General features: G+C 47.1%; 13 protein-coding genes and 3 pseudogenes. 11 read left to right on the forward strand and 5 right to left on the reverse strand.

The annotated features are described in order from the left end of the window. The 7 genes and pseudogenes from BLQ12_RS15895 to BLQ12_RS15920 form a co-directional block, all read left to right on the forward strand. Window positions 1-301: transposase (locus BLQ12_RS15895; RefSeq protein ID WP_175469857.1), on the forward strand; the 301-nt coding region annotated here is incomplete at its 5' end. Between the two features lie 222 nt (window positions 302-523). Beyond that, the gene (locus BLQ12_RS15900; protein WP_092211819.1) at window positions 524-805 is read left to right on the forward strand and encodes a hypothetical protein; all 282 of its coding nucleotides are present in this window, start codon (window positions 524-526) and stop codon (window positions 803-805) included. Window positions 806-951: 146 nt separating this feature from the next. Next, a complete protein-coding gene (locus BLQ12_RS27065; RefSeq protein ID WP_139164000.1) occupies window positions 952-1,323 on the forward strand; it encodes a hypothetical protein in 372 nt (123 codons plus the stop codon). 184 nt (window positions 1,324-1,507) lie between these two features. After that, a complete protein-coding gene (locus BLQ12_RS15905; protein ID WP_092211822.1) occupies window positions 1,508-3,046 on the forward strand; it encodes an IS1182 family transposase in 1,539 nt (512 codons plus the stop codon). 261 nt (window positions 3,047-3,307) lie between these two features. After that, window positions 3,308-4,174 carry a hypothetical protein gene (locus BLQ12_RS15910; RefSeq protein ID WP_092211824.1) on the forward strand — a complete coding sequence of 289 codons (867 nt, stop codon included), beginning with the start codon at window positions 3,308-3,310 and terminating at the stop codon, window positions 4,172-4,174. A gap of 108 nt (window positions 4,175-4,282) precedes the next feature. After that, window positions 4,283-5,505: pseudogene (locus tag BLQ12_RS15915) on the forward strand (IS256 family transposase). A gap of 357 nt (window positions 5,506-5,862) precedes the next feature. Next, window positions 5,863-6,684 carry an RDD family protein gene (locus tag BLQ12_RS15920; protein ID WP_092211826.1) on the forward strand — a complete coding sequence of 274 codons (822 nt, stop codon included), beginning with the start codon at window positions 5,863-5,865 and terminating at the stop codon, window positions 6,682-6,684. Window positions 6,685-7,178: 494 nt separating this feature from the next. On the opposite strand, the pseudogene BLQ12_RS28375 reads toward BLQ12_RS15920, so the two are convergent. Continuing rightward, a pseudogene (locus BLQ12_RS28375) lies at window positions 7,179-8,256 on the reverse strand (IS91 family transposase). Further along, window positions 8,240-9,103, reverse strand: a complete 864-nt coding sequence (locus BLQ12_RS15940; protein WP_092211834.1) for a site-specific integrase — start codon at window positions 9,101-9,103, stop codon at window positions 8,240-8,242. The pseudogene BLQ12_RS28375 and the gene BLQ12_RS15940 overlap by 17 nt, the downstream one beginning before the upstream one ends. A 431-nt stretch (window positions 9,104-9,534) precedes the next feature. Between BLQ12_RS15940 and BLQ12_RS15945 the strand changes: the two genes are divergently transcribed. Further along, window positions 9,535-9,957: a hypothetical protein gene (locus tag BLQ12_RS15945; RefSeq protein WP_092211836.1), complete on the forward strand. Its 423-nt coding sequence runs from the start codon at window positions 9,535-9,537 to the stop codon at window positions 9,955-9,957. 310 nt (window positions 9,958-10,267) lie between these two features. Here the strand turns inward: BLQ12_RS15945 and BLQ12_RS28500 are convergent. Then, window positions 10,268-10,435: pseudogene (locus BLQ12_RS28500) on the reverse strand (IS91 family transposase); the annotation flags it as partial. 153 nt (window positions 10,436-10,588) lie between these two features. Between BLQ12_RS28500 and BLQ12_RS28380 the strand changes: the two are divergent. Together BLQ12_RS28380 and BLQ12_RS27070 are read left to right on the forward strand one after the other, a co-directional pair. After that, entirely contained in the window at window positions 10,589-11,044 is a 456-nt protein-coding gene (locus BLQ12_RS28380) for a transposase (RefSeq protein ID WP_092211838.1), read from the forward strand. Window positions 11,045-11,234: 190 nt separating this feature from the next. After that, complete coding sequence (locus tag BLQ12_RS27070) at window positions 11,235-12,248, forward strand: GNAT family N-acetyltransferase (RefSeq protein ID WP_139164001.1); 1,014 nt, start codon at window positions 11,235-11,237, stop codon at window positions 12,246-12,248. A gap of 141 nt (window positions 12,249-12,389) precedes the next feature. On the opposite strand, the gene BLQ12_RS15955 is transcribed toward BLQ12_RS27070, so the two are convergent. Both BLQ12_RS15955 and BLQ12_RS15960 read right to left on the reverse strand, forming a co-directional pair. Continuing rightward, on the reverse strand, window positions 12,390-12,674 hold the full coding sequence (locus BLQ12_RS15955) for a class I SAM-dependent methyltransferase (RefSeq protein ID WP_175469858.1): 285 nt from the start codon (window positions 12,672-12,674) through the stop codon (window positions 12,390-12,392). A 104-nt stretch (window positions 12,675-12,778) separates the two neighbouring features. Next, entirely contained in the window at window positions 12,779-14,488 is a 1,710-nt protein-coding gene (locus BLQ12_RS15960) for a phosphoinositide-specific phospholipase C-related protein (RefSeq protein ID WP_175469859.1), read from the reverse strand. Window positions 14,489-15,274: 786 nt separating this feature from the next. Between BLQ12_RS15960 and BLQ12_RS15965 the strand changes: the two genes are divergently transcribed. Continuing rightward, window positions 15,275-16,711, forward strand: coding sequence for a B12-binding domain-containing radical SAM protein (locus BLQ12_RS15965; protein WP_175469860.1), 1,437 nt, complete (start codon window positions 15,275-15,277; stop codon window positions 16,709-16,711). The last annotated feature ends 1 nt before the right edge of the window (window position 16,712 follow it).

Below are 16,712 nucleotides of genomic sequence, written 5' to 3' on the forward strand. Positions count from 1 at the left end.
GCTTCGAGCCAAGTGCATTCGCGGGAAAAAAGTCGAACACAGGCATGTAACCGTCTTCACCAACACCATGCGTCAGATGGATACGCCTATAAGTCGTATGATTAAGCGTTTTGACACACCCAAAGGCAGATTCTGGTACAGCAGACGTATGGGCACCATTGAACCGGTCTTCGGTAACATCAGAGGCACCCTCGGGCTGAATCGGTTTACCCTGAGAGGACGGGGCAAGGTCGATACGCAATGGAAACTCTTTGCCATGGTTCACAACATAGGGAAGCTGGCTCGATATGCCTGGTGTTGAGCAAGAAGATGCTGTTTGAGAAGCTATCTACGGGCACTTGATGGCAGCAAAATATGGTCCTACCCCGCCAAGCGGTGTCACATAAAGTTTAGATATGGTGTGAGTATTTTCGTTGGCTGAATTGTGTTGTCGGCTGAAAAGTTAACTTTAAAATCAGCCTGGAGAGGCATTCCTGAAAAAGGGGTTATTCTACAGGCTCGTTAGGGTACGTAAGAGTATACGATGATTAGCTTTTTTAGAAGAGCGCGAATAGACAATATTCGAACTGAATTATTCAATAAAATCCTCCAAGATTTGATTGATGATGGCTGGTCATATAAGAACAAGTATAAACAATTTAATGCGTGGATTGATTACGGTAAACTTGTCTTAAAGAAGGGTAATATTCGGTTGGTTTTCGAATGGGATAATTGGACTGACGGCGTTATTTTCGGTAAACAAGCTGAGCTTCAACAATTATCTCACAAATACAAGCTTGAAACACCAACACCAGTAATATTCTAAAAAGCATTGGCTATTAACACTTTAATATTAATCGCTGATTCTACTAAAACCCTAACAAACGCATAGTAAGGGACCGCTGGCGCTCCGCGCCAGTTCCCTCGCTTCACTCGGCGGCCCCACATGCGTAACGTTGGCAGGCTTCAATAATGACACATAAAAACTACATATTGCTTGTATTAATAGCCATTACATTTTTTGTGTCATGCAAAGGTGCAACGAGTGATACTGAGCTCAATGAAAAAATAAAATGCTTAAACTCAAAACAGCAAATGTATGAACTCACATCTTCTTTTTTATTATCAAATTTTTACAACCGAGCAGAATTGGCAGAGCAAATTCATTATTCGAATAAATTAAACACATGCCTATTCTGCTTAAAACTTCAATACCAAGAAAAAAACGAAACAGAAGGTAGTATTTATTGGCTGATATTTGATGGGTTAACAGGTGAAAAATTATATCAAGTCAAAGACAACGCTACCGCCTTTAATGATAAATTGAAAACTCTCATTGAATAAGCATCTGCCAACAATTGCATTGTGTCGGACCGCCCTCCGCTGCGCTCCGGGTTCCCTCGCTGTCGCTCGGCGGCCCCACATGCATGGCGTTGAGCCTGTAGAATAAGTAAAATTATAAGATATCAAGCTGTATTTAAAGCTTAATATTTGCTATGCTCTTCTCAAATAAACCAGCGAGGTGAGTATGGCCCGATACAAAAGTTATTCTCAAGCCCAGTCGATGTTTATTCCAGTCCGGTTCGACGAGCAAATCATTCCCGGCACGTTCGTTCATGCCATTGACCATTTGGTGGATAACGAACTTGACCTTTCGATCTTTGACAAGCATTACAGCAACGACAAAACGGGAGCTCCCGCCTATAACCCTGCCGTCCTTTTAAAAGTCATTTTGTATGCTTATTCCCTGGGCATTATCTCCAGCCGCAAGATTGCATCTTGTTGTGAGTGTCATGTGACTTTTATCGCCCTGGCCGGTGATACCCGGCCCCATTTCACAACCATTGCAAAATTCATTTCTTCATATGGGCAAGAGATTTCGGTGCTTTTGACCCGAGTGATTGCCATCTGTTCCATGGAAGGGCTAATCGGCAAAAAGATGTTTGCAATTGACGGCTGTAAGCTCAGCTCGAACGCTTCAAAAGAGTGGAGTGGAACCCGTGAGGATTTCGATCGCAAAAAGGCAAAGATCGAAAAATCTATTCAGTTGATCCTTAAAAAGCACCAGGCCCAGGATAAAGGTGGTGACGAAGGGTTTGATATGACGGCAAAAGAGAAAAAAGCTGTCAAAAGCCTTAAAAAGAAAGCGGACAAGATTCAGGCTTGGTTGGACGAGGGAAAGGAAAAAATCGGAGTCCAAAGCAAGCCCATTCAAAGCAACCTGACTGACAACGAAAGCGCAAAGATGTCCACGTCGCATGGTGTGATTCAGGGCTATACTGGCATTGCTATTGCGGATGACTTACATCAGGTTATTACCCATGCCGAAGCCCATGGTTCATCAACTGAGCACCTTTATTTAAAGGATATGATTGATGGTGCGCGTAAGGCGATGAACCAGGCTGAAGGGGATAACGATTCTCTCAAGGATACCATTGTAACGGCGGATACCGGCTTTCATTCATCCGATGGCCTCAAGTGGATCGAAGATGAAAAAATCGAAGCGTATATCCCGGACAAACTGTTTCGAAAGCGAGATCCTAATTTTGCCACGGCCGACAGGCATAAAAGGCCCACGGATAAACGGAAAACCGTCAAAAAGGCAAAATATTTTAAAGCCAGCGAGTTTGTGTACGATCCGGAAAAGAAGAAGCTTATCTGCCCGGCCGGAAATGAACTCTATGTCGAAAACAGCAACTTTAAAGACCAGAAAGGTCTTAAAGGAATTACATCCGCGGCAAAAAAGACGGATTGCAGAGCCTGTGAACTTCGGTCCAAGTGCATTCGCGGGAAAAAAGTCGAGCATAGGCATGTGACCGTTTTTACAAATACCATGCGCCAGACGGATACGCCTGTCAGTCGCATGATTAAACGCTTTGATACACCAAAGGGCAGGTTCTGGTACAGCAGGCGTATGGGCACCATAGAACCAGTCTTCGCCAACATTAGGAGCACACTGGGGTTGAATCGGTTTACCCTGAGGGGGCGGGCCAAGGTCGATACGCAATGGAAACTCTTTGCCATGGTTCACAACATAGGGAAGCTGGCTCGATATGCCTGGTGCTGAGCAGGAGGCGGGCGGTCTAGAAGCTCGCGGCGGTCCCATTAATGGCGGCAAAGAATGGTATTTTCTCGCCCTGCAGGGGTTACATAAAGTTCAGATATGGCATGAGTATTTTTGTTGCCTGAATTGTGGTAGAGACTGAAAAAATTACTTTAAAATCAGCCTGGTGAGGCATTTCTGAAAATGGGGCTATTCTACAGGCTCGTTAGTTATATAAGCGATGTTGTGAACTGAATAAAAAATTATAGGAGAAACCTTAACATTATGAAAAAAATAATGCCTCTAACTTTTGGATTACTTTTTTTAATATTCCTGACGTTCGGATGTTCATCGAATAAAGGTCCAAGTGAAAATGAAATCGAGAAGACCCTTGCAGTTCATATGCCCGCATTTATTAATATAGCAAGTTTTAAAATCGAGGCATCCCAAGACGTTGGTACTGAGGTAGATCCTCTTTATCAAACAAGGTTCCGGGCAAGTCTACAGATAAATGCTGATACGTTTTTGGAGCAAAGGGATGAGGGCAACGTCCTTTTTGTTCTTCCTGTCAAGAAAAAGGGCGAAAACATAGAGGTTTATGGTCGCGCTGAATCTAAGCTTTACGCTGGTTCTTGGCAAAATTCTCTAAAACTTGATGGTTCACCACTTAGAAACATTGGTGTGCCATTAAGCATGTTTAACTCACCAAATATTATTATTAAAGGCTCTCCTGAGGAGAAGGAGTATAAAGCAGAACAGCAACGATTAGCTGAAGAAAGAATACAGGCGGAGAAGAAACGGTTCGATAGAAGACAAAAAGCGGTACATTCAGCATTCTCTGATGGATCGATACTCAAAGGTGAGGCAAGTAGTCGAAAAGATAATTGGCCATTTATTTTGACAATAAAATCATTTGACGCTTCTGATGGAAAGTGGGCGGGAGAAATGAAATGGATAACATTAAATGCTGTACACAAAGTCGAAGGTACAATTATTGGGACTATGATAAGGTTCAAAGAAACCGATTTCATTAAAAAAGGAAATGCAATAATTGGATGTGTCTATAATCTTGATATGGATGATAACGAGATACGTTTAACTGGTACTTGGGAATGTAATCAAAAGGGCAATGTCTGGATTAATATGAGATAACAGAAAGAGTACCTAACAAGATAAATGCACTCGGACAGGCAAAAGGAGAGTGTAAATTTATCTGTGTATCTGGCTGTGGTATTAACCTCCTGAAAGGAGAATGTCACCATGGCCAAAAAGCAGAGTCGTATAGATGCACTTTTAGATGAGTTGCTCAAAGATGAAGACCCTAAAGAACTATTTAATAAAGATGGACTTCTTGAAGATTTAACCAAACGCCTTGTGGAACGCGCCTTGGAAGGCGATCTGACCGATCATCTCGGCTACCAGAAGAATGAACGCCAAATGAGTTGCTCGACAAACGCCCGTAATGGCATAACAAAAAAGACAACTATTACGAATCGAGGTTCACTTGATATTGAGGTTCCCAGGGATCAAGATGGTGATTTCGAACCGCAGTTAGTCAGAAAGCGCCAAAAAAAGCTTCCAGGGTTTCATGACAAGGTCATTGCACTATATGCTCGCGGAATGACAGTGAGAGAGATCCAGGGCCATCTCAAAGATCTCTATAGTGTTGAAGTATCCCCGAGACTCATCAGCAATGTGACCGACAGCGTCATAGATGATGTTCGTCAGTGGCAGTCTCGTCCGTTGGATACGGTCTACCCCATCGTTTATCTGGATGCGATATATCTAAAGATTAGTAAAGGCAGCCATGTTGAAAATCGAGCTGTTTATCTGGCATTAGGTGTAAATCTTACAAGGTAACAAAGAGCTTCTTGGCCTCTGGATTGGAGAGGCTGGGGGTGCAAAATTTTTGCTTGGCATCCTCACTGAGCTTCAAAGCCGAGGGGTAAATGATATTTTGGTCGCCTGTGTTGACGGTTTGAAGGGCTTTCCTGAAGCCATTGGGAACGCCTTTCCTCAGACGGATGTCCAGCTCTGCGTCGTTCATATGGTGTGGAATTCTTTGAGATACGTTGGTTGGAAAGAGCGAAAGAACGTCGTAAAGAGTTTAAAGGAAATCTACACTGCCCCCACAGAAGAAGTTGATTTGAGAGCTTTGGATCAATTTGAGCAAGAGTGGGGAGAAAGGTTCCCAATTATCGGCCAAATATGGCGTTCTAAATGGGAAAATATTGCGCCGTTCTTCCGTTACCCAGAACCGATACGTAAAGTCATTTATACGACAAATGCTATCGAATCTTTGAACGCATCATTGAAGAAAATTACAAAGAAACGGGTAGCTTTTCCAACAGGAGATTTAGAGCGAAAGGTTCTGTATCTGGCAATATGAAAGGCTTCTGAGAAGTGGTCGCGTCCCATCAGGGGCTGGGCCGCTGCTCTCAACTATTTTTCAAATTGTATTTGAAGGAAGAGTCCCTCTTTGATTTAAATGCCAGATACACAGTTTATTTGACAGTCTCTTTCACGACCGGGTGCAAGTGCGTCTTTATCGGCCGACTTCGTCGCCCGATTTTTATCAAATATCAAAATTTGTCGTGTTTCGGCACCCGTCGGGTGAAGCATGCGTTGAGTCTGTAGAATAAGTCCATTTGTGGAAAAATGATCTTCGAATAGCGCGAGGACATTACATTTTACAGACTTATAGCTGAAAACATCGCCATATTTTGCGTAGCTGGCCGTTTTTAAATTAAATTTAGACAAGCGTTATAACGGAAAATTTCAACGGGGACTTATTCTACAGCCTCGTTAGCTCTCATATTTTAGCCCAAAGGAATGCATCTATGAGTTCCAAAGAAGACAACACTCAGTTTGCTGGTTTTTGGTCACGATTCATTGCATTCAATATTGACTTAACGATTTTCACATTACCGATCTGTTTATTAGGTACATTAATCATCCTTTTTTGTAGTTACCAAAATATAAATTTACCGTTCAATTATAATATATTCCTATTGTTATTACCCTTAATTTATTTGGGTTATTTCACTGCGTCTAACTCAAATACAAAACAAGCAACTTTCGGAAAAGTAGCTTGTAATATTTATGTTTCCCAAATCAACAAATCAAAAATTTCCCATAAATCCTCCTTCTTTCGGACTATCGTTGTTTTTATTGTATTCATACCAAATTTATTAGATACATTTTTAACAGTCAGTCCATACATCACATGGGTTGTGTTTGTTGTTGTAGCATTCTGTTTTGGAATGGCAGGTTTTACAAAAAACAAAACAGCATTTCATGACCTCATCTTTAAAACACGTGTACATCGTGGAACTCCAAATCAAATACAAACAGACAAAACAACTGAAGCGCCTCACTTTGTAATTCTCAGTTTATTTCTATTTACATTTTCTTCATTTCTTCCTTTATTTACAACTAAAGACAAGTCGTTACTATTTTTTGTATTTTCGTCAATATACACTTTTCTCTTAGTGAGTTATCTTTCGTACATTAAAAACAGAAACTTTGAAAAACACCAAATATATTCGTTCAAAGCTTCTAAGCCATTCATAAAAAAGTATGCTGTTATTGTAACACCATCTTTAATTCTAATCGCTTTAAACTATATGGCGATTTTTCTCATACAAACCAAAACGAGCTAACAAGTCACTTTCCGGTTATCTCAGAATGGCATTGGAACTTATGAAATGTGCGTTTGAAGGGACCTATCCTGAAGCAGATTTGAATTATCTTTTTAGTAGTGTATCGGATTTTGGAATTGAGCACTTAACTGTTGATAAAGAACAGTTAAAAATAGTTTCCAGCTAACAATATTACAAAGCAGAACATTAAGGATTGCTCGTGACCGAAGGTCACATCAATCCTTTGTTCAAGAAGCCCGGTTTTCGGTTGTCGATGGTCTTATAGGGTATTGCTTTTCAGCAAGCAGGCGGGAGCCCACCTCTGGGTTGCGAGGTGGGCTGATTCATTGACGTGATGTGGTGACTCATCGCATCGGTTCCACTGATTTGTCACGTGTTTTGTGGCTCGGCGTGCTTCCTGTTTTGGCGTGTCCATGCCTTAAGGCGCACCCCAGGGGCTCTGATCCTTGTCATGAAGTCAGCTCTTTGACATTCAGCTTGTCGGCAAGACCCCATCACCCGTACTCGTCAGGTGGAAGATCCAAGGCATATATACCACAGACGTATTTCAGCACTCCTCCGCAGAATTTGCATAGCGATGGCTTTGCAGGGACCTGGGGTGGTGGAACGATATCCTCACCCTGCAATGCATCCATGACCTGCTTTCGCACCTCTTTGAGGTCGAGTACCGACGCCGGACTCATAAAGCCGTAATACCGAACTTTCATAAACCCTGTGGGGATCACGTGCTGGAGGTAACGCCTCATGAACTCCATCACCCCAAGTGTCAGTCGCCTGGGGCGTCGGGAACCTTTTTTTTGTAAGTGATGGTCACCTCGCGCCCTTCGACCTTTTCGATGCGGCTCTGGCTGATGGCGACTTTAAAGATGTAGGGCGTCAGGTATTTGATACACTCCTGGCCACCTCCAGCGGGTTCAACGTCTACATTAAACCCATTAAACCAGATATCGGGGCACACCTTGTGAAGCAGACCAGCCTTTTCCATCAGCGCCTTAAACTTCTTACGGAACAGAGCGGACAGTACCTTGTAGGGGAGCAAAAAGCCTTCGCTTGTTGGGTGCCAAGCCTTTCCATCGCCTGAGACAGCGCTTCCGGGAACCAGGTAGTGGATATGGGGATGATATTGAAGTTGGCGTCCCCAGGTATGCAGCACGCCCAAAAATCCCGGTGCCTTACCCCTCATCCATCGTCCCCTGTCCACGAGTTCTGACATGGCTTGGGAGGAGGCCGCGAACATCATGCCATAGCAAGCCTTCTGGTTGGAGCGGATCACATTCCGCAGGTAAAGGTCACCATGAAGTGATGGCCCGGGAGCTGCCGCTTGATCTGATGAGCCATCCACTGGCGGGCCTTATGATTTTGGCACGCCGGGCAATGGCGATTCCCGCAGGAACGATAGAAAGCATGGATTTTACCGCATGCTTCGCACTCATAGTAAAGCAGCCCATGGGCCTGCGTTCGGCAAGAGAGGATGGCACCGATGGTTTTGCGATGGGTCTTCGGCATGGAGGCCCCAAATCGATTTAGATACTCGGGGGCGAACTCCCGGAAGATTTCAGATATCTTGTTCATGGCTGTCTCCTCTCATCACGTGATTAATGATCCGGTACGAATCTTCAATCCCTTTCTGTGTGAGATGGAAGTACGCCATGGTGGTTTTGAGGTTGCTATGCCCCATATAACGTTGCACGACCCTCGGGTTGACGCCTGCCTCAAGCAGGTAGGTGGCATAACAATGGCGCAATGTATGGATGGAGACCCTGCGTTTCATGATGCCCGCGGCATATCGGGCCTTTCGGAAGGCGCCCTGCACGCCTTCGATGGGCATGACCTTATCGGTGATGGGGGCTTCTGTGTTCCCACGTCCCCGAGCAGGAAAAATCAGGGTGGGGTTGCGGTGGTTGCGCCAGTATTGCCTCAGGACACCCAGTGTGTGTTCCGGCAAAGGTACATAACGATCCTTGGCCCCCTTGCCGCGATGGACGTGAAGCATCATTCGGGCGCTGTCGATATCTGAAATTCGAAGATTGAGGCCTTCAGACAACCTGAGGCCGCATGCATAGACCGTACGATAAAACGCTAGGTTGTGTGGGGTTGTCACATGATTCAATATGCGGAAGACTTCCTCCCGGCTGAGGATACACGGCAGGTTTTTTTCCCGCCTGGCCTTCAGGTAAGAAAAGAGATGGAAGTCTTGCTTTAACACATTGGTGAAGAAGAACTTGATTCCGTAATGGGCGATATCCATGGTGGAGGCGGACCACCTGTCAACGTTTCGACGATGAAAAAAGTAGGCTTCAATTTCTTCTTCCGTGATTTTGTCAGGCGTCTTGCCACAATAATCGACAAGCTTACGAACAGCGCGTGTGTATGCCTTTTGGGTGCTCTTTCCCAAACCTGCCAGTTGCAAAGCGCGCATTGATTTTTCATAATAGTCGTGTATCGTAGTCTTCTTTGGTTAGAATTGGTCGAATTACCGGAGGGTTACGATGTTTTTCTTTCGTTTTAAATATGCTGGTCTGCAGGGATATTGATTTTTCTATGCAGGTTGAGGAATGATTTGTCGCGTAGCGGCCTTCTTGAACAAGTTATTTCACCGGACGGGCTTACAGGTGGCCGGTCCCAAGCGCTTGAGGTTTTCAAACAATTACACCTATTCACCGTTGTCGGCCCTTGTCGCCCGCTCGGTGAATTCCAGCGTTAGGCTATGCTCAGTATAATTAAGTCCTTGTATGTTGTGATATGTTTTGTTGCAATTTTATTAAACATTGATTACTTAATAAAACACAACGACTGATGTTATCATAGCTGACCTTAGTTAAATAAAAAAACAATTATAAGGAGGGTTGCATGAAGTGTGATTTGTGTGGCGCAAACTCAATGATTAACTATGGAAACTCAGAATCAAAACTCTGTGAAAAATGCAGTAAAACCACTGAAGGAATTGAACTCACCAAAATAAAAACAGCTCCAACCCAAAACCTTGAGAGTAAGTCTGAAGCAACAAAATCAAATTACGGTATTGCCCAAAAAATAACTTCATTGATGGAGTTTATTGGTTGGGGGGTAATTGGCATTGGTGGGTTAATTGTTCTGATAGGCATTTTGGGTGCATCCCAAGACGCTGGCTTCATGATTCTTGGTTTATTGTCTGGTTTAGCAACTGCAGTATCAGGCTTATTCTTGATTGCAGGTTCACAGATTACAAAGGCAATGGTAGACAATGCTGATTACACTCGTGAGATTTTAACGTTAATGAAAAATAGAGCCTAACATTAAGGATTGCTCGTGACTGAAGGTTATATCAATCCTTTGTTCAAAAAGGCCGTTTTTCGTTAGTCGATGGGCTTATAGGGTATTGCTTATCAGCAAACAGGCGGGAACCAACCTCGGGGTTGCGAGGTGGACTGATTCACTGACGTGATGTGGTGGCCCGTCGGATCGGTTCCACTGAGTTGTCTCGTGGTTTGTGGATCGGCGTGCTTCGTGTTTTGGTTCGTCCATGCTTCAAGGCGCACCCCAAGGGCACTGATCCTTGGTATGAAGTCAGCTCTTTAACATTCAGCTTGTCGGCAAGAGCCCATCACCCTTCATCGTGGGGTAGACGATTCAATGCATAAATACCACAGACGTATTTCTGCACGTCTCCACAGGATTTGTATAGCGATGGCTTTGCAGGGAGCTGGGGTGGTGGAATGATATCCTCTCCCTGCATGGCATCCATGATCTACTTGCGCACCTCTTCGAGGTCGTGATTGTAAAGGGACACGACTTGTCACGAAGTTAGGGGTCATGAGTTTATACGAATATGCCCGGGTGTAATCGGGTTCGATAGTTCTCAAACCGGGGTTGTCCCAAATGGAAAACCGTCAAAAAGGTAAAGTATTTCAAAGCCAGTGAGGTTGTGTACGACCTTGAAAAGAAGAAGCTCATCTGTCCAGCCGGAAATGAACTCTATATCGAAAACAGCAACTTTAAAGACCAGAAAGGTCTTAAAGGAATCACATACGTGGCAAAGAAAACGGATTGCAAGGTCTGTGAGCTTCGAGCCAAATGCATTCGCAGGAACAAAGTCGAATACAGGCATGTAACCGTCTTTACCAACACCATGCGTTTGATTATGATTAAGCGTTTTGACACACCCAAAGGCAGATTCTGGTACAGCAGGCGTATGGGCACCATTGAACCGGTCTTCAGCAACATCAAAAGCACCCTCGGGCAGAATCGGTTTACCCTGAGAGGGCGGGCTAAGGTCGATACGCAATGGAAATTCTTTGCTATGGTTCATAATATAGTGAAGCTGGCTCGATATGCCTGGTGTTTAGCGATAGGACGCTGGCCGAGAAACTCACGATGGTAATCTCTGTGGCAGCAAAATGTGATTCAGACCTGATAATAGGGCTACATAACGTTCAGATGTGGCGTGAGTATTTCCGTTGGCTGAATTGTGTTGTCGGTTGAAAAGTTGACTTTAAAATCAGCCTGGAGAGACATTCCTGAAAAAGGGGGTTGTTTTACAGGCTCGTTAGCATTTGAATCGAGGGGCTAACATGTTCGAATCAATACTGATCAATTTAACTACTGGTTTAATAGGAGCTATTGGGGCTAGTTGTGTTGTGTTTTTTTCAGCTCAAATACGTAACTGGTATTTAAATAGAAAATTCCAAATTTCAGGACATTATTTAACAAGCTTTGAAGATATCGTTGATGGTGAAACTGTCACTGCTAAAGCACCTGCGAACATAAATCAAAATGGTGTAAATATAAAAGGTGAAACAGAATTAACTCCTGGGAAATCTTGGGTGATTGAGGGGAAAGTTAGCACAAACGGAATTTATGGCGTCTATTTTGCAAAAAGTATTTACGATACTGGGGTTGGAAATTTTTTTTTACAAAAAAACTCTAACGGCGACTTAGAAGGTATTTGGTCTGGATTTGATCATGAAAATAAGATGATCAATTCAGGTAAATACTTTTTTCATAAAAAAATAAAAATAAACGTTTTTATAGATACCAAAGGTAAATACACAACAAACATATTGGACTTATCATCGCGAACGTTAGGTGTTGACTATTTGACCAAAAATGATTTCACAGACCAAGACGTTGTTTTTGTGGCATGCGACAAAAAGACAAACAAATTTCTTGGTTTCAGTAGATCAAAATACCTTAACGAGTCATCTTTGAAAAAAGAACTAAAAAATAAGGAAATTTCTCAATTCAAAGATATTGTTTATAGCTCACAAAAGGATAAACTCGTCATTATTAATACAGTAGCTGTCGAACCATTTTTTCAAGGACGTGGTATCGGAAGAAAAATTGTTAAAGAAACAATTCAAAGCGAACCATTAAATGAGGCGGAAGTTATAATAAGTACAGCTTGGAAAGGAAAAAAAGGTGTTAATATTGGTGGTGTACTATCATCTCTTGGCTTCGTCAATTGTCATGAATTTCCAAAATTTTGGCATGAAGAAAGCAAAGAACTTAATTATAAGTGCCCCGATTGTGGTATTCCATGCAATTGCAGTGCTGTGATGTTTAAGCACATAAAATCAAATAATTAGTTGGTGGGTAAACTGCCCAATAAAAGGGGGCCGGAAAGAGGGGTAAGCGCAGGCATCACTGAAATATTGCAAGTCTTACTGACACAACACAACACTGAACGTGGCATCGGAATAGGGCAGAGACTCTGCATTGCCGTGGTTCTATCCGATGTTAACGGTGCGCTCCGGGCTCAGGGCGCGTGCTTTTTGCAGGACGGCCTCGTTTGCATCCATGCCGCTGGTGCAGACCGATTCACCCATGGCTTTCCATACATGCCTGGAAACAATGCCCGTGCCGCATCCAAGGTCCAGGACCCTGTCCCCGCCCTGCAGCCGGGCCCTGTTCACCATATCCTGTGCCCAGGCCCCACTGAACGCAGGCACGATATACCTTTCATACGCTTCCGGGCCATCTCCGCTTAATGTCCAGCCACCTTTGTTATCCACGGTGCTCTCCATCCTGGTACCTCGGTTTCATAGCCTTTCAGCTCAAACAGGCCTCCGGCAGGATTGCCGGAGGCGACGTTCATGTGGGTTGTTCCTTTCAATGCTTACTCACCGTAAACCTCCACCTCAGCCAGGGAGAGGATACCCGTGCCGTCGAGCTGTATTTTCACGTAACGGCCCTGCGCGGAGACGGGAAGCGTCAGGGTGGTTACCGACAGGGATTCCTGGTAGTGGCGCGTCACCGAGTCGTCCACCAGCAGGTCGGCAAGGGGGCGGTTGTCCATGGGGGCGTCGGAGATGAAGAGGTAGAAGTGGCTGAGGCGGTCGGCACAGCAGTCGGTGCGGTTGGCAAGCTCAATGCGGGATATGTCGATCTGGGTACCCAGGTCCACCTGCCACCAGGCGTTGGGATCGTTGTTCGTGTGGGTGACGGAGCCAGCGGCCCAGTTGCCGTTGGGGTTGCCGTCCACGGCGCGGGAGGCGTGGGCGGTGCCGTTGTAGGTGGAAGATTGGGCGGTGGGCTTGCCCAGGGCGCGGTTGTCGTACGGGTTGGCGACCCACTGGCCTTCGTTCAGGCGGTCTGAGTAGTTGATCCAGACGGCGTCGATGCCGAAGCCTGCTTTGAGGTCCCGAAGCAGGGCGTTTTCATAACCGTTGACCGGGACGCCGAAGACAAGGCCTTCTCCGGGAAATTCGGTGTCGCAGGCAGTGCGGGCTTCGGCCCAGGTGTAGATGCCGTCGGTGATGAACCAGTCTCCGTTTGACGGGTCCATGCAGGCCACGCAGCGCATGGTCGAGCAGGGCAGGTCGTTGAATCTTCCGTCGCTGCGCTGTTCGGCGCAGTCTTCGCCCCCGGCGTCGTTGGGCTCGTTTTCTCCCCAACTCCAGATCTGGGCCTTGAGGCGCGAATCAAAGGGAACCACCTGATCCAGGCCGATGGCGCCGATGCCGCATTCGGCCATCTGGGCGGCGTCGTCAGCGGTAATGGGCGGGCCCGGGTCCCCGAAGAGGGCCGAGAGGGTGGTGGAATCCTCATAGATGCGGACAAGGTGGCTCTGGATATAGGCGACGTCTTTGTTGCCTGCGGTGCAGGTGGGGCAGGGCACGAAGTTCTCCAGTGATTCCGTGGAGGAAAAATGACCGTTGAAGACGTAGTTGGCCCAGTTGGTGGTGGCGCAGTTGCCGCCGATGAGAAGGATCTGCTTGCCTGCGGCCAGGACATCGGCCTTGGAGAGGTCCATGGGAAGGCGCTTGCATCCGCCGGGCTTGTAAACCAGATCGCCGATGATCCCGTTCATTTCGCCGATGGCCTTGTCGTAGTGGCCTTCCATGTGGTCTTCCAGATAGATGATGAGGACCTCGTCGGGGTTGGCGTTGAGCCAGTTTCTGATCTCCTGCAGCCCCTGGGTGAAGAAGCGGTCGTTGGGGTGGGTGCCGGTGTCCCCGTTGGCGTGGCTCAACTTCAGCTCCTGGGAGAACTTCCATTCCCAGGGCCAGAACCCGCTTGACGAGAAAGTGTGGTGCACATCAAGCTCCAGGGCGCGGATGCCGATCTGAAGCTGGTCGGTGAGGCTGATTTTGTGGTTGGGGTCGATGTAACTCCCGTTTTGGGAGTAGACGCCTGCGTTGTAGGAGTTGTGGGTGGTGAGAAAACTTGCCTTGCCAAAGGGGGCGTTGCGATCTATTTCTCCCTGGTGAGACAGGGCGCGATATTCCCAGCTCCCCCTGTAGTCGGATACATCGGATGCATATACCGCAGGTGTTAAAAGAAGCAGTGCGCCAGCAATCAGGCCTGTTAGTCGTTGTGTCAGCATGGCTACCCCTGTGTTGGTGGGTGTGAGGTGGCGGCCGCTTTGAGAAGCGACCCGTTGACGGTAAGATGCTCCGCCGCGTGAGTGGGCTGTGAGTTCCCCGACGAGTGTACCCAGGGTTTGGGCTCGTAAAAAAAGACGTGTAAAGGGTTTGGTTATATAAAGGTCTTTACCATACGGCATTCATTCCTAACTCGAATGAATGTGAACAAAGTGTTCTTGCGTAAACCTTCCTGTTTTTCTAACGGGGATGAGGGAATATGTCAATTGTTTTAGTTTTGTTTAACCATCCTCATGAGAAACCCCGGCATTGTCATTGAGGTCAGGGCCTTGGGCCGCGACGGGTGGGAGGCGACAGGACATGCAGGAGGTGCGGTAAGAAGAAGGGGCCCCTTTTTTTTGTTCCCTGCCTTTGCATGCATGTGCATAGCCCGGGTGTTTTACGAGTCCCGAGCATTTATCGCCACCTTTTCGGAGACCGTCATATCGTCGATACTCCAAGAGGGGTTCAGGCCCGTTGGCACAAGGCTTGAACGGGGATTTCGCCGATTGGCGAAACGGGGGCGACATAGTGGTTGATTTTTGATTGACGATACGTTAATCTGCACCAAAATACCAATCGCAATTATCTAAAATTTCAATAGATAGGCAGCGCTTCCCGTCATCTTGAAAATTCGGCTATAGCGCCGGCATCCATTCCCCAGAGCTTTTCTTACCGACTCCATGCAACAGGCGTATACAGCGCTTTGATACCCCCTTGCCTTCGGCTGTATGATCAAGGATAAACCCATGAGGATCATTTTGATTGCGCCTCCCCTGATGGACTACCATGAGGGGCTCCTGACCCCCATTGCCATGGATGCGGTGAAATCCTGTCCCCCGTACGGCATCTACCTGCTTGCGACGATTCTTCGCAGGCACGGCCACGAGGTCATCATCATCGACCTCATCGCCCAGGGTTCCAATGAGTTGTCCCATCACGCCGGGCTGATCATGTCCAGTCACCTGGTGGGGATCGGCACCACTTCCCTTGCCTGGCCCACGGCCAGGACATGCATCGATCAGGTCCGGAGGTTTCATCCACGGGTTCCCATCGTTCTGGGGGGCATCCATGCCACCCTGTTCGATACGTACCTGCTTGCCACGACATCGGCCGATTATTGCATCCGGGGGGAGGGGGATGTCGCCTTTCCCAGGCTCTGCGACACGCTGGAGCGCGGTGGGGACCTGTCTCAGGTCAGCAACCTGACCGTCAAAGGAGGCGACGGCAAGATCCACCGGACCCGAACCGCCCCTTTGCTTTCAGAAGCCGAGATGGCCTCACTGCCCATGCCGGACTATGGCTGCATCCATCCCGGGATCTACCCCAGCCTTGGTATCGAATCCTCCAGGGGCTGCCCCTTTGATTGCATCTTCTGCTCCACGGCTCACAGGAAAACATGGCGGGGGCTTCCGGCAGAGGAGTTTGTCCGGCGTGTGGAGATCATGATGGGGTTTCTTCACCTCACGACCCAGGGGATTATTCAGATCATTGACGACGAGTTCAGCGTGAAAAAAGAGCGGGCCATCGAGATCTTTCGAGGCTTCAGGGAAAAAGGGCTTCAGGTACAGGCGATTTTCAGTTCCAGGGCAAACGACATGCTCGACGCGACGTTTGTGGAGTCGGCGCTTCCCTTTGCCCATCAATTCCTGGTGGGGGCCGAGTGCGGGTACAATGAGGGTTTAAAGAAAGCGGGCAAGGGGACCACCACGGAAAATATCACCAGGGCGGCTGCCTTGCTGAACGAATACGGCATCGCCGGGCGAGCCGATTTCTCTTTTATTATCGGCCTGCCCTGGGAGACCCGTGATGAGGTGATGCAGACCATCGATTTTGCGGCGGGCCTTCAGGAAACCTACGGTATACGCATTCTGATCCAGTGGTATTGCCAGATTCCGGGCTCCAGGCTCTGGGACGAGCAACGCCGAACGGAGGTCCTCCATGAGGCCCTCTACGACGATTTCGGGTTCTTCGGCAGCAACTACCTCTTTCGAAGCGGGGTTGCCCTTGCACCGTCCGAAGTCCACGAGGTCAACCGGCATCTTCAGGCGATTCAGGCACAGGCTCCCCCGGACATGGTCCAGAGCTGCACCCCCGAGCCCATCCTGAAGTATTACCCCGATATGGCCCATAACCCTGAGGCGTCAGGCCTTTCGAACCTTCGCGACACCTCGGGTGCCACATAAC

Source organism: Desulfoluna spongiiphila (assembly GCF_900101345.1).
GTDB classification, from domain to species: domain Bacteria; phylum Desulfobacterota; class Desulfobacteria; order Desulfobacterales; family Desulfolunaceae; genus Desulfoluna; species Desulfoluna spongiiphila.